This is a genomic window from Rhodococcus sp. C3V, assembly GCF_029269915.1.
GTDB lineage: Bacteria > Actinomycetota > Actinomycetes > Mycobacteriales > Mycobacteriaceae > Rhodococcus_F > Rhodococcus_F qingshengii.
The window spans coordinates 153,811-179,123 of the sequence record NZ_JARJBE010000008.1 but is presented as its reverse complement, the minus strand read 5'-3'; the positions used below and the strand labels follow the sequence as shown (position 1 = coordinate 179,123).

The window sequence follows — 25,313 nt, the reverse complement described above, 5'->3', positions numbered from 1 at the left end:
GTCTGTAGGTATTACCGGTAGGTACGTCAGGGGCGGGCAACAGTTACGATGCAGTTTGGCGAATTACTAGCTGTCTGGTAGCTGTGGGATCGACGAGGGGAGCGGCGAGATGGCCGACAAGATTGAAGACGCCGGAGCAGGATTGTGGGAGCCGGTGCGCCCTGCCGAGCCGACGCGGCGCGAGCCGCGCGCATCCGCGCCCGAGCCGTCATCGGACTCGGTTCCCAGCGACGTTCGTAGTCTCTTCGTGGCCCCGGTCGACTCCGGGCCGCTCCAGCAAGTCGCCGGCCAGGCGCCCAGTGCACCCGCCGCTCCGCCGCCGACGACGACCCCAGCGGCTCCCGTGACAGGTCCCAAGACTCCGGTCATCCAGTATCCGGCAGCGCAGCCAGGCCCGATCAACGGCCAGTTCTCGACCTCGCCTGCGATGCCGATGCAGACCTACGAACCTACGAATCGTGGAGGGTCGCTTCCGGATTCACGAACTGGCGTTCCGCAGCCTGTTCAGAATTCGCAGCCTGTTCGGAACTCGCAGCCTGTTCAGAACCTGCAGCCTGTTCAGAACCTGCAGCCTGTTCAGAATTCGCAGCCCGGCCCGACGGCGCATTCATCCGCGAGACCGCTCCAGCAACCGCAGGCACCTTTTTCGCCCGGCGTCCATCCGCCCAATCCCGCGATTCGGCAGTTCGGTCATCCCGGCGCTGCGCCGGTGCAGAACGGGTACACCCTCCAGAATGGTCAGGCCGTGCCGATGGCCCCGCCGACGGCGCCACCTACTCGCGCTCCGATGCCGCAGACCGGACTCACTTCGGCTCCGGACAGTCGCTTCGAGTCCGCTCTCCCGATGACTGCGCAAGATCTCTCGGCTGCGCTCCTCGTCAAGCGGCCTGTCCGGCCTGCCCCGGTGGGTGGCTGGCGCAAGGCGCTGTACACGTTGTCCGGCCGATCGGTGAACCTCGGAAACGGTGCAAAAGAGCAGCACCTCGTCGAGTTGACGCGCCAGATCAACCAGCCGCTGCAGGGCTGCTACAAGGTTGCGGTGCTCAGTCTCAAAGGCGGCGTCGGAAAGACCACGACCACAGCGACACTGGGGTCGATGTTCGGCTCGATCCGCGGCGATCGCGTCGTCGCTGTCGATGCAAACCCCGACCGGGGAACGCTGAGCCAGAAGATCCCGCTCGAAACTCCGGCAACAGTGCGAAACCTGCTGCGCGACGAGAACAGCATCGAGAAGTACAGCGACGTCCGTGGCTACACATCGCAAAATCGACACCGGCTCGAAGTGCTTGCCTCCGACAGCGATCCAGCAGTTTCAGAGGCCTTCAGCGGTGGGGACTACACGCGCACGGTCGACATGCTCGAGAAGTTCTACAGCATAGTTCTGACCGATTGCGGCACCGGATTGATGCACTCGGCGATGCAGGCCATTCTCGAAGGTGCAGATTCGTTGATCGTCGTCAGTTCCGGTTCCGTCGACGGTGCACGTAGCGCCTCCGCAACACTTGACTGGCTCGACGCTCACGGTTACAGCAGGCTGGTCGCCACGTCCGTAGCTGTCATCAACGCGGTACGGCCTCGCTCGGGCAAGGTTGATCTGCCGCGGGTCGTCGAGCACTTCGAGCAGCGCTGTCGAGCGGTGAAACTGATTCCGTTCGATCCGCATTTGGAAGAGGGCGCCGAAATCGATCTGGACCGGCTGCGCCCAGGTACTCGGGAAGCGGTGCTGGAGTTGGCTGCGGTGGTTGCGCAGGACTTTCCGGCCTCCCCGTTCGCGTTGACGGGGCGGTAATCGGATAGCCGGGCGAGCCCGGACGCTACGTCGACGCGTCAGTCGGCGGTACGTCCGGACCTTCCGTGCGCTTGCGTCGTGTTTGCTGGTTCACATTCCATAGGAATTCGGGATCGTCATCCGGCCCGCGTACACCGCTCACCGGGGTGCGCGTCGACGGATCGGGCCCGAATGCCTTCCACATCAGAACGATCAATGTCACCAAACCCACCAACGCCAACAGATACAACACGGCGCACCTCCTCAGGGAACTGAAGTCGAGCCTACTCAGTCTCCGCCCCGCTTCACCAGAAGTGGTGCGGACAAGCGTTTCGGCTCAGTGCGCTAGTGCTGTATCTGTCGGGTACTGCAAGATCTGTCGGGTACTGCAAAGTGCTTCGAAGTGAGCCGAGTTTGCTCAGTTGTTGTCTGCTTCGGTGGTCAGCGAGCGCAGAAGCTGCATGACCTCGGTCTCACGGAATCGACGATGTCCTCCTGGCGTGCGAAGCGAGCCCAGTCGTCCTGCGTGTGCCCAGCGGGTCACGGTCTTGGGATCGACATGAAACAATGCCGCTACCTGTCCGGGCGTCATGAGTGCGTCTGCGGCGGTATTGAAGGTTGGTGCGCTCATTGTGAGGTCCTCCATGTTGATGTCGAACGTTTGACGAACAGTGATTCCGAACCGAGCAGTGATTCCGAACTTTGGTTCCGAACCGGTGTGTCGACCAGTTGCCAAAAACCTGCGTCGAGTTTGTTTCGAAGTCCTTCGCTCACATTCGACCGTTTTCTGAGTGGTAGCGCAATGTTTGCACAGATATAGCCGGGTAGTCGATCTTTCAAGAAAATGTAATGTTTAAGTAAAGGACAAAATGGATATAGCGGGCTCGGTCCCACCCGTATTCGGAATGGGTAACCTGAGAGGGTGAGTCAGTTGTCTGAAAACCCCGAAAATGTTCCTTCTGAGCCGGTCAAGGCCAGTAAACCTTCCGCAAACTCTGGGCAAGCAAAGTCGGCTTCCGGGCCGGTGACCAAGGGTCAACTAGCCCGCGACGTGGTGCTGTACTCGGTCGCTCGGCTGCTGCTTGTCGTCGTGATCGGTGCCGTCATCATCGGTGGCGGAAAGCTCGCCGGCACGGACGTTCCCTTGATCGTCGCGGCGCTGTTCGCAGTTCTGATCGCGCTGCCGCTGTCGTTGCTGCTCTTCGCGAAACTGCGCAAGCGTGTTAATGCGGGCATTGCGGCGGTCGACGCCCAGCGTCGGTCCGATCGTGACGATCTTCGCTCCAAGCTGCGCGGAGACGGGCGGTGACCACGGGGTCGCTCGACGTCGACCGTCGGACCTCACGCCAGTGGGTCGACAACGCGGTGCGGTTGATCGAAGCCGACGCGCAACGCAGCGCGGACACTCACCTGCTGCGCTATCCGCTGCCGAGTAACTGGACCGTCCAGCTTTATCTGAAGGACGAGTCGACCCACATCACGGGGAGTCTCAAGCATCGACTCGCACGGTCGCTTTTCCTCTACGCGATCTGCAACGGCTGGGTTACCGAAGAGACCACTGTCATCGAAGCGTCGTCCGGATCGACGGCTGTCAGCGAGGCGTATTTCGCGAAGTTGCTGGGCCTGGATTTTGTCGCGGTGATGCCCGCGAGCACGAGTCCCGCCAAGATCGCGTTGATCGAGGCGCAGGGGGGACGTTGTCATTTCGTGAGCGATCCGTCGTCGATCTACTCGGAATCGCATCGGCTCGCGAGTGAGTTGAACGGTCACTACATGGACCAGTTCACCCACGCCGAGCGCGCGACGGATTGGCGCGGAAACAACAACATCGCCGAATCGATCTTCACTCAGCTCGAACACGAGGAACATCCGATTCCCGACTGGGTGGTCGTCGGAGCCGGGACGGGCGGAACCGGTGCCACGATCGGCCGCTTTCTTCGTTACCGGAAATTCGACACGGGGCTGTGCGTGGTGGACCCGGAGCACTCCGTGTTTTTCGACGCGTGGCGAGCGAGCGATCCGTCGATCGTCGGTACTCGAGGTTCCCGGATCGAGGGCATCGGCCGTCCGCGCGTCGAACCGTCGTTTGTCGGTCAGGTGGTCGACCGAATGATCAAGGTGCCGGACGCAGGCTCGATCGCGGCCGCACGGCACGCCAGCGCGGCCCTGGGGCGCAAAGTGGGCGGCTCGACGGGGACGAACCTGTGGGGAGCTTTTGCGTTGATTGCCGAAATGATGGCGGCCGGGCGCAGCGGCAGCGTCGTCACCCTCCTGTGCGACGGCGGAGAGCGTTACTCGGGGACGTACTACAACGACGAATGGGTGGCGTCGGAAGGGATCGACCTGCTCGGTCCGACGGCAGTGCTGGACGAGTTCGTCCGTTCGGGTGCGTGGACGGCCAGTTCCTGAATCGCCGGCGCCGGACCGTGTGACGGGCGGCTCATCGTCACCCGCGGCCAGGCGTCCAGCCCGGACGACTGCTCGTCCGTTCTGATGCGTATCAGGCCGGGAGAGAGCGTGTTCTCGGCCAGACGCACGAACCCGAGTCGCTCGTAGTACGGCGCGTTCCACGGAACGTCGACGAACGTCGTCAGAGTCACGAGATCGTGGTGATGGTCCGCCGCCCATTCGGTGACGGCGTCGATCAGCTGAGCTCCGAGGCCTTTGCGGGCATGATCGGGGTGAACGGAGACCTGTTCGATATGCGCACCGCCGTCCACGATCTCGACGAGCGCGTACGCAACGGGTACGTCGTTCGCGTCGGTCTGAACCCAGATGTGCTCGGCTGCGAGAAAATCATTCAACTCGTCGAGCGTCGGCGGTGGATCGTCTGCGATGGCGTCCATCCCGATGTCTCGGAACGGTTCGCCCGCGGCGATCTCGATCTGTTGCAGTGCGGGTAGGTCGGTGGATATGGCCGAGCGGATCACAGAAACCGTTTTACCTCGAGAGTGGAGTTTCTCCCAGCGCTACGCCTTCTGTAACGCAAACCTACGCAACCGTAGGTTGTGTATCGTTTGGTCAAGGGGCACTTCTCCAGCGAGGGCGGATCATGGGCAATCCTGAAGTTTCACTCGACAATTACGAGGCTGTGTACGAGTACTACCGCATTCATCAGCAGAACCGATTCGTGGCGAAGCTCGCTTATGCCGCATTGGCGCTGAAGTACCGCCCGCGAGTGAGGTACGCGCCGGGTGCGGAAGCTGCGCTGAAGACTCTGCTGGAACGTAAGACGCAGTTGGTCGTGGCAGTCAATCATCTGACCGAGAGCGACCAGTTCACGCTCGCCGCGACCGCGTGGCGTACTCCGTTGCGTCGAGTGATCGGACGAACCCGGGTCCTCGCCAAAGACGAACTCTTCGTTGATCCTTCACAGCGCAAGAAGGTCGACATGATGGGCAGCATCCCGGTTTTTCGCAGCAAGAACTACGGCCTCCGGGCTGTTTCGGATGCCGGCCGAGTGATGATGGACGTCGCGGCCGAGCGGCTGGGCAACGGGGACTGTCTGGCGATTTTCCCGGAAGGGACGTGCAACACCGAAGATCCGACGCGGCTGCAGCACGTCAACAGCGGAATCGGCCACATCGTCGCGCGCGCCGAGAAGTTGGGATGCTCACCGGCTCTGGTGTCGATCGGCATCAATTACGGTCCGGTGGCCGGCGACGTCAAGGCTGCGAGTGTCTTTGTCGGAATGCCGGTGACCGAACTTCCGGACAAGCCGATGGATATCGCCCGAACTGTGCAGGCCGATTTGCAGGTGGCAGTGAACGGGGCCGTCGCCGGATACTAGGCGCGCCTGTCAATTTTGGTTGACAGATTCCGGTTGTCAACCTAAATTGACATCATGACCGAAGCAACCTCTCTCGCTGCTGCCGCCGGTAGCCCGGATCCCACCGAGGGATTGCGTGCTGTTCGAGCGCTGCGTCGTCTACTCGAAAAACTCGAGGCCATTCAGGTCGCCAATGCGCGCCGTCACGGATGGTCCTGGCAGGCGATCGCGGAAGCTCTCGAGGTCAGCCGTCAAGCCGTCCACAAGAAATACGCGTCCGCGCAGTCGGAATCGATGCTGCGTTCACTGCGCGAGAAGGGCAGGTAATTGCCATGTTCGAAAGGTTCTCAGCACAGGCTCGAGGCGTCGTTGTCGATGCTGTCGCCGGCTCCGGTCCTGTCACGCCGATGGAACTTCTGACCGCGCTGCTCACCTCTGATCGGGGCATCGCCACCGAGGTGCTCACCGAGTCTGGTGTCACGCTCGACGTGATCCGCCACGCCGGCGCCGGATCGAACGAAGGTAGCTCCAACAATTTCGACGACGCCGAGATACTCAAGTCGATCGGCATCGATCTCGATGCGGTTCGGGAGAGTCTCGAGCAGTCCTTCGGCGAAGGTGTGCTGGACGAGACTCCTGTGCCGGACGGCGTCGACACTTCTCGCAAGAGCCGATTCAGGTTCCCTCGTTCACGATTCGAGAAGGACTCCAAGAAGGTGTTGGAACTCTCGCTCCGTGAAGCGCTCGCGCACAAGGACAATCGCATCGGCGCCGAACACATCCTGCTCGGCATCCTGCGTGTCGCCGACGGGCCTACCCGTCAGGCCCTCGAAACGCAGGTCACGATGTCGGTGATCCGTGAGCGCTTGGAAGCGAAGATGAATCGCGCCGCCTAGATTCGGTACGGCTCCGCATGCACGGGGCGGGATGTGCCAGCATTCAGACATGACATTTCTGGCACGTCTCATCATCAACGGCATAGCCATCTGGCTGGCGTCGGCGTGGGTCACCGGCATCACGATCGCCAACCACGACAACGGCACCTGGGGCACGGTTCTCGTGATCGCGGTGATCGCTTTGATCTTCACGGTGGTCAACGCGTTCATCAAGCCGGTAGTGCAGCTTCTCTCGCTACCGCTGCTCATCCTGACTCTCGGATTGTTCACGCTCGTGATCAACGCCCTCATGCTGATGCTGACGGCGTGGATCTCGTCCGGAACGTCCTACGGCTTGACGGTCGACGGCTTCTGGACGGCAGTCTGGGGCGCGTTGATCATCTCGATCGTGAACTTCCTGCTCAGCGCGTTCGTCCCGGACAACCGTTGACTCCGTCGACTTTCAGGCGAGACTGAGCGCAACTGCGGTCGCGGCACCCCAGACGAGCATGGCGAGTCCGGTGTCGCGCAACGCGGGGATCAGGGCCATACCCTGCCCGCCCGAACGCAGTGGGGCGTTGGCTCGGATTGCCAGTGGCAACGCCAGCAATCCGAGCAATGCCCACGGAGTGCGCAGGATCAGCAGCAGGGTCGCGACGAACGGGACGGCCAGCAGGATCACGTGCAGTGTGCGTGTCCTGGCGTCGCCGAGCCGGACTGCGAGAGTGATCTTTCCGGACTCGGTGTCGGTCGGGATGTCTCGAAGATTGTTGGCAACGAGCACCGCACTCGAGAACGAACCGATGGCGATCGCGCCGGCCAGCCCGGCCAGATCCACCCGTTCGGCCTGTACGAACTGAGTTCCCAGCACTGCAATCAGTCCGAAGAAGATGAACACGGCGATCTCGCCGAACCCGCTGTATCCGTACGGCTTCTTGCCGCCGGTGTAGAACCAGGCACCGATGATGCAGAACACGCCGACCGCAACCAGCCACCAGGCTGTGGTCGCTGCCAGAACGAACCCGGCTACCGCGGCAACGGTGAAGCAGCTGATCGCCGCGGCCTTCACGGCTCCGGGACTGACCAACTTCGATCCGACCAAGCGCAGTGGCCCGACGCGGTCGTCGTCCGTTCCGCGGATTCCGTCGGAGTAGTCGTTCGCGAAATTCACCCCGACGATCAAGGCCAAGGAGACGATCAGTGCCAGGAGCGCCTTCCACCACACTGCGAGGTCCAGGGACGCCGCGGCTCCGGTGCCGACCAGCACGGGCGCAATCGCGTTCGGGAGTGTGCGCGGCCTCGCGCCTTCGATCCATTGAGCAGCTGTTGCCATACAACGATCTTTGCACTGTGCAATACGATCGAACGCGGTGGATCAGCACATGACTCGAGACGTGAGTGAGCGCGCCAGGTACGCGCAGTCGGGCGAAGACCTGGCAGACATTGCCTTGCTCGGACCCGTTTCGACCAAAGTGGGCGATCGTCTGGTTCCGTTGCCGGGTCCGCGAGCTCGAACTCTGCTGGTTGCGCTGGCTCGCAATCCGGGTGAGCCACGTACCGCGCAGAGCCTGATCGACGACGTCTGGGGGCTGGAGCCGCCGCGCTCACCGATGAACGCCCTCCACACTCAGGTCTCGCGCCTGCGATCTGCACTCCCGGACGGGGCCCTCGAAGTCACGGCGGCCGGATACCGGCTCACTCTCGCTCGGGAGCGTGTCGACCTGGCCAGGGCAGCGGACGCCGCCCGTGGTATGCGCACCGTCGGCGCCGACGCGTCCGAAGCGCTCGCCGTCACGACCGCGTCATTGCGCCTGTGGCGCGGTACCCCCGGGAGTGACGTCGTCGGCGACGTTGCAGATCGTCTGGCGCTCGACGCAGGCCGGGTGTACGACGAACTGGAGACGGCGCAGATCGACGCGTTGCTCACATTGGGGGAGTACGCGGCAGCCATTCCCCTGGTGCGCGGACGCCATCTGGCGAGCCCATTCGACGACACAGCGGCCGAGGCGTTGATGCGTGCACTCGCCGGAGCAGGCCGAGTCAACGAGGCACTCGAAGTGTTCGCGGAGTTCCGCAACCACCTCGCCAATCGCCTGGGCGCTGATCCGTCACCCGCACTGGTGACTCTCAACGCGGAACTTCTCGGGGCACCTGCGGCTACACCGCGGGCCGCCCGTGCGATCGGTCTGCGCGCTGCCCCCAACACCTTGCTCGGTCGCGACAACGACATCGACCAGATCGAATCCTTGCTCGCCCGCTCCCGCGTCGTCACCATTCTCGGACCTGGTGGCGCCGGAAAGACCCGTCTTGCACACGAATTGGGCCTGCGCGGATCCGTGAACCAGCCGGGCGTCTCGGTGGTCCTCGTGGAGTTGGCGTCGTTGCGCAGCAGCGAAGATGTCATCGCGGCCATCGGAGGCACCCTCGGAATCAGCGAATCCGATCTGGCGCCAGGCAAATTGACCGTCGGCCGAACGCATTCGGCGAGAGAGCGACTCAAAGAGGCGCTGTCCGCCGGTCCGATGTTGCTCATCCTCGACAATTGTGAGCACGTGATCGGCGCGTGTTCGGAGATCGTGGCCGAGATGATCGCGGCCGGTCGTCAGCTGACGGTTCTGACCACCAGTCGTTCTCCGCTCATGATCAGTGCCGAGGCGGTGTACCCGTTGCCGCCGTTGGCGATCGACGACGGAAGCGGCTCGGCAGTCGAACTCTTCTCGGCGAGAGCCCGTGCGGTGCGGCCCTCCGTTCATCTGGACGTCGACGCGGTAGTCAAGCTGTGTACGACGCTCGACGGACTCCCGTTGGCGATCGAGCTCGCTGCCGCTCGGGTCCGGACCATGAGCGTCGACGAGATCGGTTCGAGACTGCGAGACAGGTTCGCGTTGTTGCGCTCCGATGATCCGACGTCTCCGGATCGGCATCGCACCCTGCACGCGGTGATCGACTGGAGCTGGAATCTGTTGGGCAGCGGGGATCAGATTGCGCTGCGTCGATTGTGCCGATTCCCGGCCGGCTTCACCCTTTCTTCGGCGCAGGCCGTTGCCGGGTGGGGCGAGTTGACCGATGTGGCAAGCGCCGTCGAAGCGCTGGTGAATCAGTCACTTCTTTCCGTCAGCGACGGGCAGGGAGATCTTCGGTACTACATGCTCGAGACTGTCCGTGAATACGGCGAGGAGCAACTCGCCGCGTCCGGAGAGGGACCGGAAGTGATTCGGCGCCTCGACGACTGGGCGATTGCGATCGCCGAGGATGCCGTCGTGCGTGCACGGACGGATCAGCTCCGTCTGATTGCCGACCTCGACGCCGAGCACGACAACCTTCTGGCTGTACTTCGCTGGGCCGTGGAACGCGGCGACGCGGTGACCGTAGCCAACGTCTTCCCCGTCCTTGCGATTCTGTGGGCCGTACGAGGATCGAACTCGGAAATCTCGAACTGGGCGTCGAAGATCGTCGGGGCGACCGCGGACAACGATCTGCGCGACGTGAATGCAGAACTGGTGGGCGCTACGTTCATCCTGGTGGCGATGCATCTCTTCTTCGGAGAGGCCGATCGAAACCATGCCCGTGCGCGGATCCGACTTCGAAAGCTGTTGCGTGAGCGCGATGATCTCGGTCCGTTGTTCGCATTTCTGATCAAGCTGACCACGAGTGGGATCGCCAACCACAAACTTGCGCGGTTGGTGGCCGAAGGCGTTCGCAGTTCCGATCCCGAGACCCGAATGGCGGCGCTGTCCGCGCGTTCGAACATGCGGGAGAACATCGGAGATCTGCGCGGTGCGTTGCTGGACGGGGAGACTCTGTTCGACTACGCCACCAGCATCGGTGACGAGTGGGGTCTGGCGATGGCGGCCCAACATGTCGGGTCGGTTCACAGCCAATCCGCCCGCTATGGCGAGGCCATCGAGTTCTACGCGATCGCGGCGGCGTCGATGGAACGCCTCGGTGCGCGTGACGAGGCGATGCAGCTCATCTGCTTTCAAGCCGGAGCAATGATCGCGGCCGGTGACACCGCTGGTGGTCGGGTGCTTCTCGATCGTGCACGTCCGGCATTGGCGCATTCGGGTGGGACCGGGGCCATCGAAACCGATCAACGGCGCGCGGCGCTCATAGCGAGTATCGCCGAGGCGGATCTCGCGGACGGCCGTATCGACGAGGGCTTGGCTCGGTATCGAGAAGCGCTGGAGCTGTTGGGTTCTGCGATCGAGAACATCTTCGGTGATCCCTTCGTCGTTCTGCTCGGTGCCGCGGCTGTGTGCGCTCACGCAGTTCACGGCCGGCACGAACTGGTGGCGGGCCGCGTTCTGCAGATGAAGGAGTCGAGTGCTCTCAAGCTCGATCCCAACGGTTACGCGGACCTGCCGCTCGCGGGTTCGTTGGCGTCGGCGATCGGGTCGTTCGATCTTGTCACGGGCAACATCGAACGCGGAGTCGAACTGATGGCTTTGTCGTTGAAAATGCCGGGGAGACAAGACTTCGTCTCGCTCCATCACGCGCGCCTCTCCGACTTCGCGGTTGGTCTGGTCGGAGCCGACAGGTGGTCTGTGGAAACCGAGAAGGTATCGGGTTACTCACGCAGAGCGGTCCGCGAAGCAGTGTTGGCTGCGCTTCGCGGACCGGTGCTGGACTAGGTCTGGACGATGGTGCGGGACTTATGTCTTGCGCATGTACATCCGCACGGTCAAAGGTGCCATGACGGCAACGATCACCGCGGCGCCCACCAGCGACCACACGACGTGGATACCGAAGTGGCCGTCGTTGGCCAGCTCGCGAACCGCGGTCACCAGGTGTGAGACCGGATTGACGTTCACGAACTTCTGAAGCCAACTCGGCATGGTGGCAGGATCGACGAACGCATTCGACAGGAACGTCAGCGGGAACAGCACGAGCATCGAAACACCCTGCACCGTGGACGCTTTGTTCATCAGCACGCCCATGAGAGCGAAGATCCAGCTGATGGAGAACGCGCACACCATGACCAGGATCGCGGCAGACAGAATGCCGACCACGCCGCCTGCGGGGCGGTAACCCATCGCGAAACCGACGATGAACGTGATGGTCGTGGCGATGCCGTAGCGCACGACGTCGGCGAGCAATGCACCGGACAGCGGGGCGATACGAGCGATGGGAAGGGACTTGAAGCGGTCGAACACGCCCTTGTCCATGTCCTCACGAAGCTGAGTGCCCGTGACGATGGAACCGGTGATGACGGTCTGGACGAGGATGCCGGGGATGATCGTCGGCAGATATGCCGTCACGTCACCGGCGATCGCGCCGCCGAAGATGTAGGTGAACATCAACGTGAAGATGATCGGCTGGATGACGACGTCGAACAGTTGCTCGGGGTTGTGCTTGATCTTGAGAATTCCGCGGTACGCCATCGTGAACGTGTTCGCGAAGCTCTGCTGCAGGCTGATGCGGCGGGGTGCGGCATCCGGCTGGGCTATCGGCGACCGGGGTTTGGTGAGAGTGGTTGTCATGCGACGCTCCGATCGGAGTCGTTGTCGGACTGGGCGTCGTTGCGACCAGTGTCTTCGGGCTGGTGCCCGGTGATGGTCAGGAACACTTCGTCCAGGCTGGGTTTCTGTACGTTGATTTCGTCGACGGCGATACCTTGCTCACGCAGACGGATCAACAGGTCCGCCGTGATCGACGGGTCGCTCAGCGGGGCGGTGATCCGCCCGACCTCGGGAGTGACACCCACCTCGACGCTCAGCGCAGCGGCGATGAGCGAGCGAGCCTCCTCGGTGCGATCACGATCGACCAGCTTGAGTTGGAGCGAGGAGATCCCGACCGAAGCCTTGAGTTCGTCGGCGGTGCCGTTGGCGATCACGCGGCCGCGGTCGATCACCGCGATGCGATCGGCCAGTTGATCGGCTTCGTCGAGGTACTGCGTGGTGAGCAACACCGTCGAACCCTCGGCGACGAGTCGCCGGATGGTCACCCACATCTGGGCGCGGGTGCGCGGATCGAGGCCGGTGGTGGGCTCGTCGAGAAACAGCAGCGGCGGGCGCGCGATCAGGCTTGCCGCCAGATCCAGGCGTCGACGCATGCCACCGGAGAAGTTCTTCAGCGGTTTGGTCGCGGCCTCGACCAGATCGAACTCCTCGAGGAGTTCCAGGGACTTGGTGCGCGCATCGCGGCGGCTCAGGCCGAGCAGCCGCGAGAAGATCACGAGGTTCTCGGTCGCCGTCAGATCCTCGTCGACGGAGGCGTACTGACCGGTGACGCCGATCAGGGATCGGACCGCGGTGGGTTCACGGCTGACGTCGTGGCCGAAGATGCGCGCCTCACCGCCGTCGGGGCGAAGGAGAGTGGCGAGCATGCGGACGGTGGTGGTCTTGCCGGCGCCGTTCGGCCCGAGGACGCCGAACACCGAGCCGGTGGGGACGGTGAGGCTGACGCCGTCGACCGCGCGGTGCTCGCCGAACTTCTTGACGAGTCCGTCGGCCTCGATGGCAAGAGGCGAAGCTGTGTGGTTCATGGGATGAAGCTTGGCAGACCGATCTTGCATGGACCTTGCGTGGAACTTGCGGTTACTTGCACAGCGCGCGAGGTCGGTGCTGCGGCTGCTAGCTGAACCGAGCCACCAGGGCGGCGCGGTCGAGCTTGCCCGGTCCGCGCAGGGGGAGCGCGTCCAGGACGAAGAGTTCCCGCGGCGCTGCGGTGACGTCGAGTGTCCGCTGAGCATGTGCGCGCAGTTCGTCGAGCGTCGGAGCTTCGCCCTCGGGTACGACGACGGCCACCACCCGCTGCCCCAGCCGCGGGTCCTCGATGCCGATCACCGCGCACTCGCGAACGGCGGGGTGATCGGCCAGCGCGGCCTCGACCACCTGCGGTACGACGGTCAGCCCGCCGGTGGAGATTGCCTCGTCCAACCGGCCGGTGATGCGCAGGACTCCGTCGACCACTGATCCGGCGTCGTCGGTCCGGAACCACCCAGGCTCGGCGAAAGCGGGGTGGTCGGCAAGCCCGCGGTACCCGGACGCGAGCATCGGACCGCCCAGCAGAACTCGGCCGTCGTCGATACGAATCTGCGCTCCGGACAACGGGATTCCGTCGTAGACGCAACCGCCGGACGTTTCGCTCATCCCGTAGGTGCGGACGACGGTGATGCCCGCTTCGGTGGCCTGCGCGAGTACCGGTGCGGGAGTAGCAGCGCCGCCGAGCAGAACCGCGTCGAGCGAAGCCAGAGCCTCGACCGCGGCGCGATCACCGAGTGCCTTGACCAACTGCGTCGGCACCAACGAGGTGTAGCGGCGCGGTCCGCTCATCGCGGCGACAGCGCCCGGCAATGCGGCAGGGTCGAAACCCGCACTGACGTCGACGATCACCGGTTGTGTTCCGGCGAGGACACTGCGCAACAGAACTTGCATCCCGGCGATGTGGTGCGGGGGGAGAACCAGTAACCAGGATCCGGTGCCGCCGAGGCGTTCGTGGGTCGCGTCGCCGCTGGCTCGCAGTGCGCTCGCGGTGAGCATCGCGCCCTTCGGGGTTCCGGTGGTCCCCGACGTGGCGACCACCAGCGAGATGCCGTCGTCGATTGGCTGATCGGGGTGCAGAGCGTCGCTCAGTCGGGCCGTCTCGCGTGCGTCGGCCGCCGGGACGGGAAGCACGGCGTCGTGCACGCCGTCCAGGATCTGCGCGATGGCAGGCAGTACCTCGAAGACCGCCTCACCCTGTGGAACGGCCAGTGTGCGAAGAACGTTCACCGGACGTCCGGCCCGGCCAGCGGCCAACCACCGGCAGCCAGATGGCTTCGTACGCGGTCGACGTCGGTTTCGAGTGGCATCTCGTTGGTGATCTTCGTGATGAGGACCTGGATGTCGGTCTTCTCGATGGGCAGATCGCCGTCCTCGATCAACGCATCGGCGACGGCGTCGACCTCGGTTTCGGAGAGTCTGCGAGTGAGGAGCGCGAAAAGTGGGATGTAGTCCTGCTCGGGGACGCCATTGGGATAGCCGGCCCGCAACCAGCCGACTATCGACGTGAGGAAGGGCGGAAGGGCCATGACGTCAGCTCACGTCTCGAACTTCGTTGTCGGTGTCCACGTCTTCGATGACCGGCCACCCACCTGCGCGCAGCCTTTCGGTGACACGATCGACGTCGTCCTCGGACGGCTCCTCGTTGAGGATTCCCTCGATGATGGCGCGGATGGTGTCGTAGTCGACATGGCGGTCCGGCACTTCGTGTGCCGACTCGATGGACATCGAAACGACCTGCTCGATCTCCTCGTCGGTCAGACGACGACGGAGAACGGCGAGCAGCGCAAAATGATCCTTGTCCGGGATGCCCTCGGGATACCCGGCACGCAGCCAGTCGAGCACGCTGCGCAATGAATACTTGCTCAAATCCTCGGCCTCATTTTCGTTTCGGTGGTTTCAGTGGTGTGCCGCGACGACCACTCAGAAGACGTGGATTCCGAACGTGCTGGCCAAGAAGTTCTTCATCAACAACAGTATTCCGGCGAAGATCGTGACGAGCACGACCGCAAAACAGAGGTACGCACCCATTTTACCCAGGGTGGACGGTCCTTCGGTGCCGTCGGCGTTCGGCAGACTCAGCGACTTGAGGCCGAAGGCGAAGATCGCCGGCAGTCCGGCTCCGAAGAGCAGTCCCACTGCCACTACCTGCCAGAGCGAATCGAGGGTATCGGTGAGTAGATGCATTCTCTTGCGCCCCTTTCAGGAGTTGCGAGTGGGTTCGGTGGACGGAGTGGGATCAGCAGTCGGAATCTCGCGAGCCGTCGCATCCGGATTGTCGTCCCATTCGGCGGTCACGTTGGCGGCGTCTACGGGTTCCTTACGCGAACGCAGGTACATGAAGATCGCGAACGCGATGAGGGCAGCGAAGACGACGAGCACGCCGGCCAGGCCGCCGATCAGATGCGCGAGTGCCCAGCAGATGGCGCCGACCACTGCGGCCGACGGCAAGGTGATCAACCAGGCGGCGGCCATCCGGCCTGCGACGCCCCAGCGGACCTCGGCGCCCTTGCGCCCGATGCCGGTACCGAGGATCGATCCGGTGGCGACGTGGGTGGTCGAGAGGGGGAGTCCGAGGTGGCTCGACGTGAGAATGATGGCGGCGGACGACGCTTCGGCTGCCAGACCCTGCGGCGCGGCGATCTCGACAAGGCCCTTGCCCAGGGTGCGGATGATGCGCCAACCGCCCAGGTAGGTGCCGAGAGCGATCGCGACGGCACAGGTGAACTTCACCCAGAACGGCATCTCGGTCTCGGCGGTGATGGTGCCGTGAGCGACCAGGGCCAAAAAGATGACGCCCATAGTCTTCTGGGCGTCATTGGTGCCGTGCGCAAGTGAGATCAATGAGGCGGTGCCGATCTGGCCGAAACGGAAACCGCGCTCACGCTCGTCTTCCTTGACGGATGCGGTGATTCGGTACACGAGCTTGGTACCGACGCCTGCGACCAGGGCCGCGACGACCGGCGCGAGGATCGCGGGGACGACGACCTTGGTCAGAACTCCACCCCACTCGACGCCGCCCATACCGATGGAGGCGATTGCGGCGCCGATCAATCCGCCGAACAGTGCGTGTGAGGAGCTCGACGGCAATCCGAGCAGCCAGGTCGCCAGATTCCAGATGATTCCGCCGACGAGACCGGCGAAGACGATCAGCAGCAGATCCTGCCCACTGACCGCGCCGAGGTTGACGACGCCTTTGGCCACGGTCGCAGCGACCTCGACGGACAGGAACGCACCGACCAGGTTCAGGATCGCGGAAAGTGTGACCGCAACTTTGGGCTTGAGTGCTCCGGTCGCGATGGAGGTGGCCATTGCGTTACCGGTGTCGTGAAAACCATTCGTGAAATCGAACGCGAGGGCGGTGACAACTACCACCAGGAGGATTACGAGCTCTGCGGTCACAACGTGAATTGTGCGTATCGAACGCGTAAAAGTACAGCGAACGGGATGCGAACAGGGGCTCCGCGGAGTACGTCCCCGCGCGTGGGCTGCGGCGCTGCCGTTCGCGATGTGTTCAGCGCCACGAAATCGGAACCCTGTGTGGGACCTCACTTTTTGGTCTCACTCACCGGGAAGGCACATTCGGACCGTTTTAAACGCTGATTACCTACGGGCACCGAGCGCACCGGAACAGGGGTTTCACCCCTGTTTCTCGGTGTCTGTCAGTGAGAAGGAGAGCTCCGACCGTGAAGCCCAACAAGTCCACGAAGCTGATCGTGGCACTCGCCGCGACCGCCGTTCTGGCGTCAGCCTGCGCATCGAATCGTGGTGACGATCCCTACGCCGTCGCTGTCGGCGGACCCGGCGTCAGCGCAGACCTTGCGTCGAGCACATCCGACGCGAAGTTCGGCACCCTCGATTCGCCCTGTGGTGAAGGCGACGCCGCCGGCGCAACCGATCAAGGCGTCAGCGACACCGAGATCAAGATCGGGTTCGGTGACGACCGCGGTTATGTGAAGTCTCCTGGGCTGAACAAGGAAATGAGCGATGCGGTGAACGCGCTCATCTCTTGGTGCAACGATCAGGGCGGCATCAACGGCCGCAAGGTTGTCGGTACCGACTACGACGCCGCGATGACGCAGGCCAACTCGGTCATGCAGGAAGCGTGCGCGAGCCAGTTCATGATGGTCGGCTACGGCTTCGCGATGGATCAGACCGCCGAGCAGACGCGTGTCGCGTGCAACCTGGTGTCCGTGCCAGGCTTCACCGTGTCATCCGACGCAGCCAACGGACCGATGACATTCCAGGGTGTCCCGTTCCCGGTCGACTACGCGAACGGTTCGCAGTGGTTCCAGATGGCCGAGATGCACCCCGATCTGGTGAACGACTTCGACGTCGTCAACAGCACGATGCCCACGATCATCAGCTCCACCACGAAGATTCGTTCGATCGCCGAGGCTGCGGGCTTCAAGCTCAAGGATTGCGGCGTCACACTCAACTACGAGGGCGAATCGAGCTACGTGCCGTTCGCCGAGAAGTACAAGGAGTGCGGCGCGAAGGGGATCTGGACGTCACGATCGGCAAGCCCGTCGGAGCTGAACTTCGTGAAGGCGCTCGACCAGGTCGGGATCGATCCCATCTTCTTCGGTGAAGCCACCTGGTACGGCGCGACCGTCTCCGATTGGAACAAGGACACCGGACTGCTCGACAACCTCAACGCGGGCATGACCTTCCAGATGCTCGAGAACGCGGACAAGGTGCCCGCAGTGAAGAAGTACGTGGATCTGGTCTCCGAGCAGGGTGGCAAGACCGCGCTCCTCGGTATGCAGGCGGCGTCGTCGTTCCTGCTGTGGGCGGCCGCCGCGGACGAGTGCGGTAGCGATCTGACGCGTCAGTGCATGGTGAACGAACTCTCGAACATTCACGAGTGGGACGGCGGCGGATTGCATGCCGTCACCGATCCCGGCAAGAACATGCCGGCCACCTGCGGACTCATGACCTCGCTGAAGGGCAGTACCTACGCGCAGGCGTTCCCGTCCACCGCGGGCGAATTCAAGTGTGACCCCAAGTACCTCGTCGCGACCGACAAGAGCACCTGGGGAACCGAACTCGGCGCTGACCGCGTGTCGACGAAGTACCAGAACGCCAACGTCATCAAGCCGCAGTCCTGATTCTTCCGACTCGGGCGGCGAGCGCCAACCGCCGCCCGAGTCCCTAACGAGGGTTCAGCCATGAACACTTTTGTCACTTTCACGATCCTGGGCCTGGTCCTGGGATCGGTGTACGCGATCGCCGCCTCCGGGCTGGTACTCACGTACAACACGTCAGGCATCTTCAACTTCGCGCACGGTGCACAGGCAATGCTCGGTGCGTTCATCTACTGGCAGTTGCGCTACGGCTGGGAACTTCCCACCGTCGTCGCTTTGCTGATTTCACTCGTCCTGGTCGGGCCACTGATGGGCCTCGGCCTCTACGTCCTCATCATGAAGGGTCTGCGCGATACCGCCGAGGTCACCAAAATCGTTGTGACGGTCTCGATCCTGCTCGGAATGCTCTCGATCTCGCACTGGTTCTGGCACCCCGAGACCGCTCGGACGATGCAGATGTTCTTCGGCGACCAGTCCAAGATCACGGTGTTCGGCGCGAGCATCCGCTACCACGAGTTGATCTGCATCCTCGTTGCGATCGCCATCGCCGTCGGCCTGCGCATCCTGTTCACGCGCACCCGCGCCGGTGTCGCGATGCGCGGCGTCGTCGACGATCCGGAACTGTTGCGCCTCAACGGCCACAATCCGGAGCGTCTTGCGGCACTGTCCTGGGCGATGGGTTCGACGCTCGCAGTCCTGGCCGGCATCCTGATCACCCCGATCAGTGGCGGCACACTCGAGGCGAACATGTTGACACTCTTGGTGATCGACGCGTTTGCCGCGGCCATGTTCGGCCGGTTGCGCAGCATTCCGCGCACGTTCGTCGGCGCCGTGGTCCTCGGGCTTGCCGGTACGTACGTATTGGCATACTTCCCGACGAGTTGGAGTTGGACATCGAATTTCCGTGTCTCCCTACCGATGATCGCGCTGTTCGTGGTGCTGATCGTGCTCCCACAGGACCGCTTGCGTGGCGCGGTCACCCGTACTCGCGAGCGTTACCACGTGCCGAGCGTGCGCAAGGCCGTCGTCTGGGGCGTGGCCCTGATCGTCATCGTCTACCTGATCCGTCTGCTGATGGTGACCTCCGCCGTCACCACACTGACCATCGGAATGACGTTCGCGATCATCGCGCTCTCGCTCACACTCCTCACCGGCTACGCGGGTGAATTGAACTTGGCGCCGGTGTCTTTCGGCGCCATCGCGACCATCGTGGCCTTCCACTTCGGGATCTCCGGTTCCGGGTTGGCTGCGCACCTCAACCTGTGGGGCATCGTCGTCGGAGTCCTCGTCACCGCAGTCATCGGTGGCCTCGTCGCCCTACCGGCGCTGCGGCTGAGAGGGCTGTATCTCGCGCTGGCAACCATGGCCTTCGGAGTGTTCCTCTCCAACATGGTTCTTCGTGACACCACCGAACACGAGATGTTCGGCATGAAGTACTCGCTGTTCAAGGACGGGAACATCGCCCTCCCTCCGCTGAAGATCGGTCCGCTCGATCTGAGCAACGAGACGGTGTTCCTGATGACCGTGACCGCGCTGTTCTCGATACTCGGCGTCGGCGTCATCGCGTTGCGTAACAGCGGCTACGGGCGCCGACTCGCTGCGATGAAGGACAGCCCGGCCGGTTCGGCCATGCTCGGACAGAGCCTGGTTCGGCTCAAGCTGAGCGTCTTCATGATCTCTTCGGGGATCGCCGGTCTCGGCGGCATTCTGATGTCGAGCGCCATGGGGTCCGTCTCGGGCGAGAGCTTTGCCATCATGGTCAGCCTCTCGCTGCTCATGCTGACCGTCGTCGCGGGTATCGGATACGTCACCGGCGCCCTGTTCGGTGGACTGATGGCCGGAATCGGGTTTGCGGTCATCATGGTCTCGTTCACCAATCTGGCTTCGGCGCAACCGGAGTTGGAGGGAATGTGGCTGCTCTTCGGCAACATCGCGGCAGTCAGCCCGGCACTGATCGGCATCGGCGTCGGCGCGAACCCCAGCGGAACGGTCCACAGCGTGATCGAGGGCTACCGACGGCTCGCCGGTGCCAAGCCTGTTCTGATCGGCGGCGCCGCAGTCGTTCTGCTGACCTACGTCCTTGCTCTGACCGGTGTACTCGGCAACTGGTGGTTCGCGTCCATCACGATCGCGGTGGTGTTCATGCTGCCGGTGATCGGTGAGATGGTCATGCCCAGCGCGGTTCTCACTCCGGAGGAACTGGCCGCCAAAGCGACAGTCGTTCCCGAGGACATCGGGATCGATGTCCCTTACAGCCCCGAGATCCGTGACGAGATCGACCGCGAACTGGGGCTTCCTCAGTACCAGGGTGGCTCGCCGAAGGAGTTGACCGTCCATGTCTGATACACCACTTCTCGAAACGCGCGGTGTGAGCGTTCGTTTCGGTGGACACGTCGCGGTCAAGGACGTTTCGCTCACCGTGCAACCCGGCACCGTGACAGGACTCATCGGACCGAACGGTGCCGGCAAGACGACGCTCTTCAACACCATCACCGGGCTGCAGAAACCCACCTCCGGTCAGGTGTTCCTCGGTGGCGTCGACGTGACGAAGCTGCCGCCGCACAAGCGGGCGGGTCGCGGGCTGGCACGTACCTTCCAGCGGCTCGAACTGTTCGTCTCGCTGTCGGTGCGTGACAACCTGCGCGTCGCGGGAGACATCCACAAGGCGAACGGCCGCAACAAGATCGACGTGGACAGCGAGACGGATCGTCTGCTGGAGCTGACCGGGCTGACGGATGTCGCGGACAAGGACGTCGCGGACATCCCCACCGGACGCGCCCGCGTCGTCGAAGTTGCACGGGCGCTCATGACCGACCCGCGAGTGCTGCTGCTCGACGAACCGGCCTCGGGTCAGACCGAGCAGGAAACCGAGGTCTTTGCCGAGATGCTCACCGAACTTGCTGCGGGTGGACTCGGAATCTGTCTGGTGGAGCACGACATTCCGCTGGTGATGAAAGTGTGCTCGACCATCCACGTGCTCGACTACGGCGCAGTCCTCGCCTCGGGTGATCCGGAGAAGATCCGGACGGATCCGGAAGTGATCGCGGCCTACATCGGGACCGAGGAGGAGGCGGTATGACGTCAGCGAAAATTGGCGAGGCGAAAATCGACGAGGGTATACGCAGCCCCGACCGCGCCGAACCGTTGCTCGAACTGTCCGGTGTCCGCGCCGGTTACGGATCCATCGAAGTTCTGCACGGGGTGGACCTGATTCTGGAACCGGGCGCCGTGGTGGCGCTACTCGGACCCAACGGTGGCGGCAAGACGTCGACGCTCAAGATCTGCTCGGGCGTCCTTCCGGTCACCCGCGGCGAGTTCCGGCTCGCGGGCCAGGTCGTGAACGGAGTCGAGCCTTCGGAGTTGGCTCGGCTGGGGGTCTGCTCCATCCCCGAAGGACGCGGGATCTTCGCCAACCTCACTGTGCGGGAAAACCTGTGGATCGCCACCGGAACGGGCGTCGGGCTGGCCGAACTCGAAGAGGTTGCGTACGGCAGGTTCCCGATCCTGGGGGAGCGGCGCGGACAGTTGGCCGGATCGATGTCCGGTGGTGAGCAGCAGATGCTGGCGCTGTCACGGGCACTCGGCACTCACCCGACGGTGCTCCTGCTCGACGAGCTGTCGATGGGTCTCGCACCTCGAATCGTCTCGCAGATGTACGACGTCGTCGGCTCGCTTGCAGCCGAGGGCATTTCCATTCTCGTCGCCGAGCAGTTCGCGCGAGCGGTGCTGCCCATCGCGACGTCGGCCGCACTGATGTTGCAGGGACGCGTCGTCAAGACCGGCGATCCACACGACATCGAAAACGAACTTTCTACCAGTTATCTAGGAGGATGACGATGACTACTCTCGCCGAAGATCGCCGTGAGGAATTCAAGAAGAACATCGCAGAGTTGAAGCTGGACAAGAAGCAGGCAGGCGGCGACGCGGCGACGCGCATCGCGGGCCTGGTGCTCATGGTCGTCGGTGTGGTCGGCGCCTTCGTCGTCTACATCTCTTCGCTGACGCTCTCGGACCTGCGGGATCTGGTGTCGTACCAGATCCTCACCGTGGTTTTCCTCGCCCTGACAGTGGTCGGTGCCGCTCTCTTCCTGGCCGCATCGGTGGCAAAGGTGCTGCGGCTGTGGCTGGTTCGCCAACTGCTCGAGGGCCAGGCACAGACAGATCAGATCTCGCAGGCGTTGAGCACGCGCAACTGATCTTTGTGAAGAACCGAAAGATGCCCGCCACGAAAGTCGTGGCGGGCATCTTTCATTGCTCGGCTACAGCGGTGTCTCGGCTACAGCGGTGTCTCGACTACGCGGACGGTGGCCGGGAATCGCGTCGGATGGGATGGTCCTCCGGGATCTGCACCATCACGATCGGTGTCCCGTCCGGGTCGGCGATCCACATCTCGTGTAGACCCCACGGTTCCTGTCTTGCCTCGCGCGCGATCTTGACCCCGGCGAGAACCAGTTCGGTCTGAACGGCAGTGAGGTCCCGGACCTGCAGCCAGATCGCGCCGCGAAAGCCGCCCTCGCCGGTGCCGCCGTGCGCAGCGACTTCGATCAGCCCTTGGCCGGCGAAGAAGACTGTGCCGCCGGGATATTCACGAGCGATCGCCAGACCGAGGGTGTCTCGGTAGAAGCTCAGCGTTCGTTCGTACTCGCTCGGGCGCAATATCGTCCGACTGCTCAGAATCTCCACGTCCGACCTCCCTCTCGCACCTACTGTGTCAGAAATACCAGGGATATGGTGACCAGTCGGGATCACGCTTTTCGAGGAACGAGTCACGACCCTCGACGGCCTCGTCGGTCATGTACGCCAAACGTGTTGCCTCACCGGCGAACAGCTGCTGGCCGACCAACCCGTCGTCCTGCAGGTTGAACGCGTACTTGAGCATCCGCTGTGCCTGCGGCGACTTGCCGTTGATCTTGCCGGCCCAGTCGATCGCGACGTTTTCGAGTTCAGCGTGGTCGACAACCTTGTTGACCGCGCCCATCTGATGCATTTCCTCGGCGGTGTAGGTCTCACCCAGGAAGAAGATCTCGCGAGCGAACTTCTGGCCCACCATCTTTGCCAGATAGGCGCTGCCGTAGCCGCCGTCGAAGCTTCCGACGTCGGCGTCGGTCTGCTTGAACCGTGCGTGCTCGCGGCTGGCGAGCGTCAGGTCGCACACCACGTGCAGGCTGTGGCCGCCGCCCGCAGCCCAGCCGTTGACCAGGCAGATCACGACCTTCGGCATGAAGCGGATCAAGCGCTGGACCTCGAGGATGTGCAGGCGCCCGGCGCGTGCTTTGTCGACGGTGTCCGCCGTTTCTCCTTCGGCGTACTGGTAGCCGCTGCGACCACGGATGCGCTGGTCTCCGCCGGAGCAGAACGCCCAACCGCCGTCCTTCTCGCTCGGTCCGTTGCCGGTCAGGAGCACCGCTCCCACGTCGGAGGTCATCCGGGCGTGATCGAGCGCGCGGTACAACTCGTCGACGGTGTGCGGGCGGAACGCATTACGCACTTCCGGTCGGTCGAAGGCGACGCGAACGGTGCCTTGGCTGACATGCCGGTGGTAGGTGATGTCGGTGAGGTTCTCGAATCCGGGGACAGGGCGCCAGAGCTGCGGGTTGAAGGTCACCTGAGCCACGATAGAGGCACGGCTCGCGCGTCTAACGGATACCTGAGGTAGAACACGTTCCCGGGCGCGCTAACGTGCAGGTCATGAGCGAACAAACCGCAGACGGCACGGAGATCGTCACAGACGGTGAGAAGCGGGGCGGATTTCCACGGTTCCGGCACACTCCCGCAGGTCCGGACTTCGGCCGCTTCGTCGAAGCGATGCGCAGGTTGCAGGACCTTGCCGTCTCGACCAATGTTCCCGACGACGTACTCGCAGACATCGCTACGCAAGCCGAAGAGCTTGCCGATCGGTTGACTCCGTACGAGGTCCCGGAAGGCAAGTCGCCCGCGGGCTCGAACATCCAACTGCCCGGACGCGGCAGCCTCCTCATGCTCCCGTGGATGGTTGAGAAGTTCGACACCGAAGGAGTCCGCAGTACCGGCGTCTTCCGCCGCTACCACCTGGGCGGCAACGGCGCCGCTCACGGCGGTGTCCTGCCCTTGCTGTTCGACGACGTCTTCGGGATGACGGTCCACGCGGGTGGCCGTCCGATCTCCCGCACCGGCTACCTCCACATCAATTACCGCGCGATCACTCCGCTCAATCAACAACTGGTGATCGAGGGGCAGGTGGATCGGGTCGAGGGTCGCAAGACTTTTGTCAGCGCGCGCCTGACCGATCTCGACGGCAAGCTCCTCGCCGACGGTGAGGCGCTCATGATCGAACTGCTTCCGGGACAGCCCTGACATGTTCCCCTCGTTCGACGATCTGATCGCGGACGCCGTGGTGCTCGCGCTGCCGATGCGAGTTCGCTTTCGCGGCATCACGACTCGTGAGGCCCTGCTCGTTCGCGGCCCGGCCGGGTGGGGAGAATTCGCCCCGTTCGTCGAGTACGACGACGACGAGGCGTCGCAGTGGCTGCTCGCGGGTATCGAAGCGGCGTGGCTGGGTCCGCCGCCTGCGCTTCGTGACGCAGTTCCCGTCAACGCGACCGTGCCGGCGATCGACGCGTCTGCCGTTCCGGAATTGCTGGAGCGCTTCCCCGGGGCCCGGACAGCGAAGGTCAAGGTCGCCGAGAAGGGACAGTCGCTGGCGCAGGACGTCGCCCGGGTGAACGAGGTGCGTCGGCACATCCCGAACGTGCGCGTCGACGCCAACGGCGGGTGGAGCGTGGACGAGGCGATCACGGCCTTGCGAGCGATCACCGATGACGGTGAACTCGAATACGCCGAGCAGCCGTGTGGAAGCGTCGAGGAACTGGTCAGGGTCCGCGCCGCGGGGACCGGTGTGCGGATCGCTGCCGACGAGAGCATTCGCCGTGCCGAGGACCCGCTGCGCGTCGTACGAGCGGGGGGAGCGGACGTCGCCGTCGTGAAGGTGCCGCCGCTGGGCGGAATGCGTGCTGTGGTGGCGCTGTCGGCGCAGCTGGCGGACTACGGGGTGCCGGTGGTGGTCTCGAGCGCTCTGGACACGGCTGTGGGGATGTCCGCGGGACTGGCGGCCGCGGCAGCCTTGCCCACCCTTCCGTTTGCCTGCGGACTCGGTACCGGCGGCCTGTTCGTCCGGGATGTCGCGGTCACCGGGGCAGCTGTCGACGGTGCTTTGTCGGTGGGTGCCGTCGAGCCTGATCCGGTTCTGCTCGAGACGCTGGCCGCGCCCGCGGACCGGCGCGACTGGTGGTTGGAGAGGGCCAGGCGCTGCCATCGGATACTCGGCAGTAGGGACCAGCCGAATTTCGTATAGTC

28 protein-coding genes are annotated in these 25,313 nt (G+C 63.6%); 15 read left to right on the top strand and 13 right to left on the bottom strand.

Annotation, left to right across the window (positions count from 1 at the left end):
• Window positions 1-109 precede the first annotated feature (109 nt).
• Window positions 110-1,789 (top strand): AAA family ATPase, encoded by a 1,680-nt coding sequence (locus P3G66_RS21110; RefSeq protein WP_276117076.1) that lies wholly within the window; start codon window positions 110-112, stop codon window positions 1,787-1,789.
• A gap of 25 nt (window positions 1,790-1,814) precedes the next feature.
• On the opposite strand, the gene P3G66_RS21105 is transcribed toward P3G66_RS21110, so the two are convergent.
• On the bottom strand, window positions 1,815-2,021 hold the full coding sequence (locus tag P3G66_RS21105) for a hypothetical protein (RefSeq protein ID WP_003941996.1): 207 nt from the start codon (window positions 2,019-2,021) through the stop codon (window positions 1,815-1,817).
• A gap of 165 nt (window positions 2,022-2,186) precedes the next feature.
• Window positions 2,187-2,399 carry a BldC family transcriptional regulator gene (locus P3G66_RS21100; protein WP_003942029.1) on the bottom strand — a complete coding sequence of 71 codons (213 nt, stop codon included), beginning with the start codon at window positions 2,397-2,399 and terminating at the stop codon, window positions 2,187-2,189.
• A 393-nt stretch (window positions 2,400-2,792) separates the two neighbouring features.
• Between P3G66_RS21100 and P3G66_RS21095 the strand changes: the two genes are divergently transcribed.
• Together P3G66_RS21095 and P3G66_RS21090 are read left to right on the top strand one after the other, a co-directional pair.
• On the top strand, window positions 2,793-3,077 hold the full coding sequence (locus P3G66_RS21095) for a DUF4229 domain-containing protein (RefSeq protein ID WP_007728513.1): 285 nt from the start codon (window positions 2,793-2,795) through the stop codon (window positions 3,075-3,077).
• A complete protein-coding gene (locus P3G66_RS21090) occupies window positions 3,074-4,177 on the top strand; it encodes a PLP-dependent cysteine synthase family protein (RefSeq protein WP_063314765.1) in 1,104 nt (367 codons plus the stop codon). Before P3G66_RS21095 ends, P3G66_RS21090 begins: the two co-directional genes overlap by 4 nt.
• On the opposite strand, the gene P3G66_RS21085 is transcribed toward P3G66_RS21090, so the two are convergent.
• Window positions 4,075-4,698 (bottom strand): GNAT family N-acetyltransferase, encoded by a 624-nt coding sequence (locus tag P3G66_RS21085; RefSeq protein WP_063314764.1) that lies wholly within the window; start codon window positions 4,696-4,698, stop codon window positions 4,075-4,077. The two genes, P3G66_RS21090 and P3G66_RS21085, sit on opposite strands and share 103 nt — an antisense overlap.
• A gap of 122 nt (window positions 4,699-4,820) precedes the next feature.
• Here P3G66_RS21085 and P3G66_RS21080 point away from each other — a divergent pair, with 122 nt between their 5' ends.
• Genes P3G66_RS21080 through P3G66_RS21065 form a run of 4 tightly spaced genes read left to right on the top strand, consistent with a single transcriptional unit; the run spans window position 4,821 to window position 6,863 of the window.
• A complete protein-coding gene (locus P3G66_RS21080; protein WP_276117074.1) occupies window positions 4,821-5,558 on the top strand; it encodes a 1-acyl-sn-glycerol-3-phosphate acyltransferase in 738 nt (245 codons plus the stop codon).
• Between the two features lie 54 nt (window positions 5,559-5,612).
• The gene (locus tag P3G66_RS21075) at window positions 5,613-5,864 is read left to right on the top strand and encodes an HTH domain-containing protein (protein ID WP_003941869.1); all 252 of its coding nucleotides are present in this window, start codon (window positions 5,613-5,615) and stop codon (window positions 5,862-5,864) included.
• Window positions 5,865-5,869: 5 nt separating this feature from the next.
• The gene (locus P3G66_RS21070) at window positions 5,870-6,433 is read left to right on the top strand and encodes a Clp protease N-terminal domain-containing protein (RefSeq protein ID WP_007728500.1); all 564 of its coding nucleotides are present in this window, start codon (window positions 5,870-5,872) and stop codon (window positions 6,431-6,433) included.
• Between the two features lie 49 nt (window positions 6,434-6,482).
• Entirely contained in the window at window positions 6,483-6,863 is a 381-nt protein-coding gene (locus tag P3G66_RS21065; RefSeq protein ID WP_003941998.1) for a phage holin family protein, read from the top strand.
• A gap of 12 nt (window positions 6,864-6,875) precedes the next feature.
• On the opposite strand, the gene P3G66_RS21060 is transcribed toward P3G66_RS21065, so the two are convergent.
• Window positions 6,876-7,745: a 1,4-dihydroxy-2-naphthoate polyprenyltransferase gene (locus tag P3G66_RS21060; RefSeq protein WP_007728497.1), complete on the bottom strand. Its 870-nt coding sequence runs from the start codon at window positions 7,743-7,745 to the stop codon at window positions 6,876-6,878.
• Window positions 7,746-7,794: 49 nt separating this feature from the next.
• On the opposite strand from P3G66_RS21060, the gene P3G66_RS21055 reads away from it, so the two are divergent.
• A complete protein-coding gene (locus P3G66_RS21055; RefSeq protein ID WP_276117072.1) occupies window positions 7,795-11,043 on the top strand; it encodes a BTAD domain-containing putative transcriptional regulator in 3,249 nt (1,082 codons plus the stop codon).
• Window positions 11,044-11,064: 21 nt separating this feature from the next.
• Here P3G66_RS21055 and P3G66_RS21050 read toward each other — a convergent pair whose 3' ends face one another.
• The 7 genes from P3G66_RS21050 to P3G66_RS21020 all read right to left on the bottom strand — a co-directional run bounded on the left by P3G66_RS21050 (window position 11,065) and on the right by P3G66_RS21020 (window position 16,296).
• Entirely contained in the window at window positions 11,065-11,892 is an 828-nt protein-coding gene (locus P3G66_RS21050) for an ABC transporter permease (protein WP_003941848.1), read from the bottom strand.
• Window positions 11,889-12,896 (bottom strand): ATP-binding cassette domain-containing protein, encoded by a 1,008-nt coding sequence (locus P3G66_RS21045; protein ID WP_192712110.1) that lies wholly within the window; start codon window positions 12,894-12,896, stop codon window positions 11,889-11,891. Before P3G66_RS21045 ends, P3G66_RS21050 begins: the two co-directional genes overlap by 4 nt.
• Window positions 12,897-12,984: 88 nt before the next feature.
• A complete protein-coding gene (menE, locus tag P3G66_RS21040) occupies window positions 12,985-14,124 on the bottom strand; it encodes an o-succinylbenzoate--CoA ligase (protein WP_063315120.1) in 1,140 nt (379 codons plus the stop codon).
• Window positions 14,121-14,423, bottom strand: coding sequence for a DUF3349 domain-containing protein (locus P3G66_RS21035; RefSeq protein ID WP_003941976.1), 303 nt, complete (start codon window positions 14,421-14,423; stop codon window positions 14,121-14,123). Before P3G66_RS21035 ends, menE begins: the two co-directional genes overlap by 4 nt.
• A gap of 4 nt (window positions 14,424-14,427) precedes the next feature.
• Entirely contained in the window at window positions 14,428-14,763 is a 336-nt protein-coding gene (locus tag P3G66_RS21030) for a DUF3349 domain-containing protein (protein WP_003941853.1), read from the bottom strand.
• 54 nt (window positions 14,764-14,817) lie between these two features.
• Window positions 14,818-15,081 (bottom strand): hypothetical protein, encoded by a 264-nt coding sequence (locus tag P3G66_RS21025; protein WP_003942079.1) that lies wholly within the window; start codon window positions 15,079-15,081, stop codon window positions 14,818-14,820.
• 15 nt (window positions 15,082-15,096) lie between these two features.
• Window positions 15,097-16,296 carry an inorganic phosphate transporter gene (locus tag P3G66_RS21020; RefSeq protein WP_063314761.1) on the bottom strand — a complete coding sequence of 400 codons (1,200 nt, stop codon included), beginning with the start codon at window positions 16,294-16,296 and terminating at the stop codon, window positions 15,097-15,099.
• A gap of 284 nt (window positions 16,297-16,580) precedes the next feature.
• On the opposite strand from P3G66_RS21020, the gene P3G66_RS21015 reads away from it, so the two are divergent.
• From P3G66_RS21015 to P3G66_RS20995, 5 genes are read left to right on the top strand one after another with little or no spacing between them, the layout of a single operon-like run.
• On the top strand, window positions 16,581-18,005 hold the full coding sequence (locus P3G66_RS21015; RefSeq protein WP_042453062.1) for an ABC transporter substrate-binding protein: 1,425 nt from the start codon (window positions 16,581-16,583) through the stop codon (window positions 18,003-18,005).
• A gap of 60 nt (window positions 18,006-18,065) precedes the next feature.
• Window positions 18,066-20,324 carry an ABC transporter permease gene (locus tag P3G66_RS21010; RefSeq protein ID WP_276117071.1) on the top strand — a complete coding sequence of 753 codons (2,259 nt, stop codon included), beginning with the start codon at window positions 18,066-18,068 and terminating at the stop codon, window positions 20,322-20,324.
• Window positions 20,317-21,060 (top strand): ABC transporter ATP-binding protein, encoded by a 744-nt coding sequence (locus tag P3G66_RS21005; protein ID WP_007728482.1) that lies wholly within the window; start codon window positions 20,317-20,319, stop codon window positions 21,058-21,060. Before P3G66_RS21010 ends, P3G66_RS21005 begins: the two co-directional genes overlap by 8 nt.
• Entirely contained in the window at window positions 21,057-21,815 is a 759-nt protein-coding gene (locus tag P3G66_RS21000; RefSeq protein WP_003941866.1) for an ABC transporter ATP-binding protein, read from the top strand. The genes P3G66_RS21005 and P3G66_RS21000 overlap by 4 nt, the downstream gene beginning before the upstream one ends.
• A gap of 2 nt (window positions 21,816-21,817) precedes the next feature.
• Complete coding sequence (locus tag P3G66_RS20995) at window positions 21,818-22,177, top strand: hypothetical protein (RefSeq protein WP_003942018.1); 360 nt, start codon at window positions 21,818-21,820, stop codon at window positions 22,175-22,177.
• 97 nt (window positions 22,178-22,274) lie between these two features.
• Here the strand turns inward: P3G66_RS20995 and P3G66_RS20990 are convergent, their stop codons facing one another.
• Together P3G66_RS20990 and P3G66_RS20985 are read right to left on the bottom strand one after the other, a co-directional pair.
• Window positions 22,275-22,664, bottom strand: a complete 390-nt coding sequence (locus P3G66_RS20990) for a VOC family protein (protein WP_003941917.1) — start codon at window positions 22,662-22,664, stop codon at window positions 22,275-22,277.
• Window positions 22,665-22,692: 28 nt separating this feature from the next.
• Window positions 22,693-23,586, bottom strand: coding sequence for a 1,4-dihydroxy-2-naphthoyl-CoA synthase (locus P3G66_RS20985; RefSeq protein WP_024487301.1), 894 nt, complete (start codon window positions 23,584-23,586; stop codon window positions 22,693-22,695).
• A gap of 83 nt (window positions 23,587-23,669) precedes the next feature.
• On the opposite strand from P3G66_RS20985, the gene P3G66_RS20980 reads away from it, so the two are divergent.
• Together P3G66_RS20980 and P3G66_RS20975 are read left to right on the top strand one after the other, a co-directional pair.
• Window positions 23,670-24,314 (top strand): PaaI family thioesterase, encoded by a 645-nt coding sequence (locus P3G66_RS20980; protein ID WP_037129937.1) that lies wholly within the window; start codon window positions 23,670-23,672, stop codon window positions 24,312-24,314.
• Between the two features lies 1 nt (window position 24,315).
• Window positions 24,316-25,311, top strand: coding sequence for an o-succinylbenzoate synthase (locus tag P3G66_RS20975; RefSeq protein ID WP_219468046.1), 996 nt, complete (start codon window positions 24,316-24,318; stop codon window positions 25,309-25,311).
• Window positions 25,312-25,313: the final 2 nt, after the last annotated feature.

Bases quoted from the DNA above. Each gene is read 5' to 3' on its own strand.
- P3G66_RS21110 (WP_276117076.1), top strand. From the start codon at position 110: ATGGCCGACAAGATTGAAGACGCCGGAGCAGGATTGTGGGAGCCGGTG.
- P3G66_RS21100 (WP_003942029.1), bottom strand. From the start codon at position 2,399: ATGAGCGCACCAACCTTCAATACCGCCGCAGACGCACTCATGACGCCC.
- P3G66_RS21080 (WP_276117074.1), top strand. From the start codon at position 4,821: ATGGGCAATCCTGAAGTTTCACTCGACAATTACGAGGCTGTGTACGAG.
- P3G66_RS21075 (WP_003941869.1), top strand. From the start codon at position 5,613: ATGACCGAAGCAACCTCTCTCGCTGCTGCCGCCGGTAGCCCGGATCCC.
- P3G66_RS21070 (WP_007728500.1), top strand. From the start codon at position 5,870: ATGTTCGAAAGGTTCTCAGCACAGGCTCGAGGCGTCGTTGTCGATGCT.
- P3G66_RS21065 (WP_003941998.1), top strand. From the start codon at position 6,483: ATGACATTTCTGGCACGTCTCATCATCAACGGCATAGCCATCTGGCTG.
- P3G66_RS21060 (WP_007728497.1), bottom strand. From the start codon at position 7,745: ATGGCAACAGCTGCTCAATGGATCGAAGGCGCGAGGCCGCGCACACTC.
- P3G66_RS21055 (WP_276117072.1), top strand. From the start codon at position 7,795: ATGACTCGAGACGTGAGTGAGCGCGCCAGGTACGCGCAGTCGGGCGAA.
- P3G66_RS21050 (WP_003941848.1), bottom strand. From the start codon at position 11,892: ATGACAACCACTCTCACCAAACCCCGGTCGCCGATAGCCCAGCCGGAT.
- P3G66_RS21045 (WP_192712110.1), bottom strand. From the start codon at position 12,896: ATGAACCACACAGCTTCGCCTCTTGCCATCGAGGCCGACGGACTCGTC.
- P3G66_RS21035 (WP_003941976.1), bottom strand. From the start codon at position 14,423: ATGGCCCTTCCGCCCTTCCTCACGTCGATAGTCGGCTGGTTGCGGGCC.
- P3G66_RS21025 (WP_003942079.1), bottom strand. From the start codon at position 15,081: ATGCATCTACTCACCGATACCCTCGATTCGCTCTGGCAGGTAGTGGCA.
- P3G66_RS21010 (WP_276117071.1), top strand. From the start codon at position 18,066: ATGAACACTTTTGTCACTTTCACGATCCTGGGCCTGGTCCTGGGATCG.
- P3G66_RS21005 (WP_007728482.1), top strand. From the start codon at position 20,317: ATGTCTGATACACCACTTCTCGAAACGCGCGGTGTGAGCGTTCGTTTC.
- P3G66_RS21000 (WP_003941866.1), top strand. From the start codon at position 21,057: ATGACGTCAGCGAAAATTGGCGAGGCGAAAATCGACGAGGGTATACGC.
- P3G66_RS20995 (WP_003942018.1), top strand. From the start codon at position 21,818: ATGACTACTCTCGCCGAAGATCGCCGTGAGGAATTCAAGAAGAACATC.
- P3G66_RS20980 (WP_037129937.1), top strand. From the start codon at position 23,670: ATGAGCGAACAAACCGCAGACGGCACGGAGATCGTCACAGACGGTGAG.
- P3G66_RS20975 (WP_219468046.1), top strand. From the start codon at position 24,316: ATGTTCCCCTCGTTCGACGATCTGATCGCGGACGCCGTGGTGCTCGCG.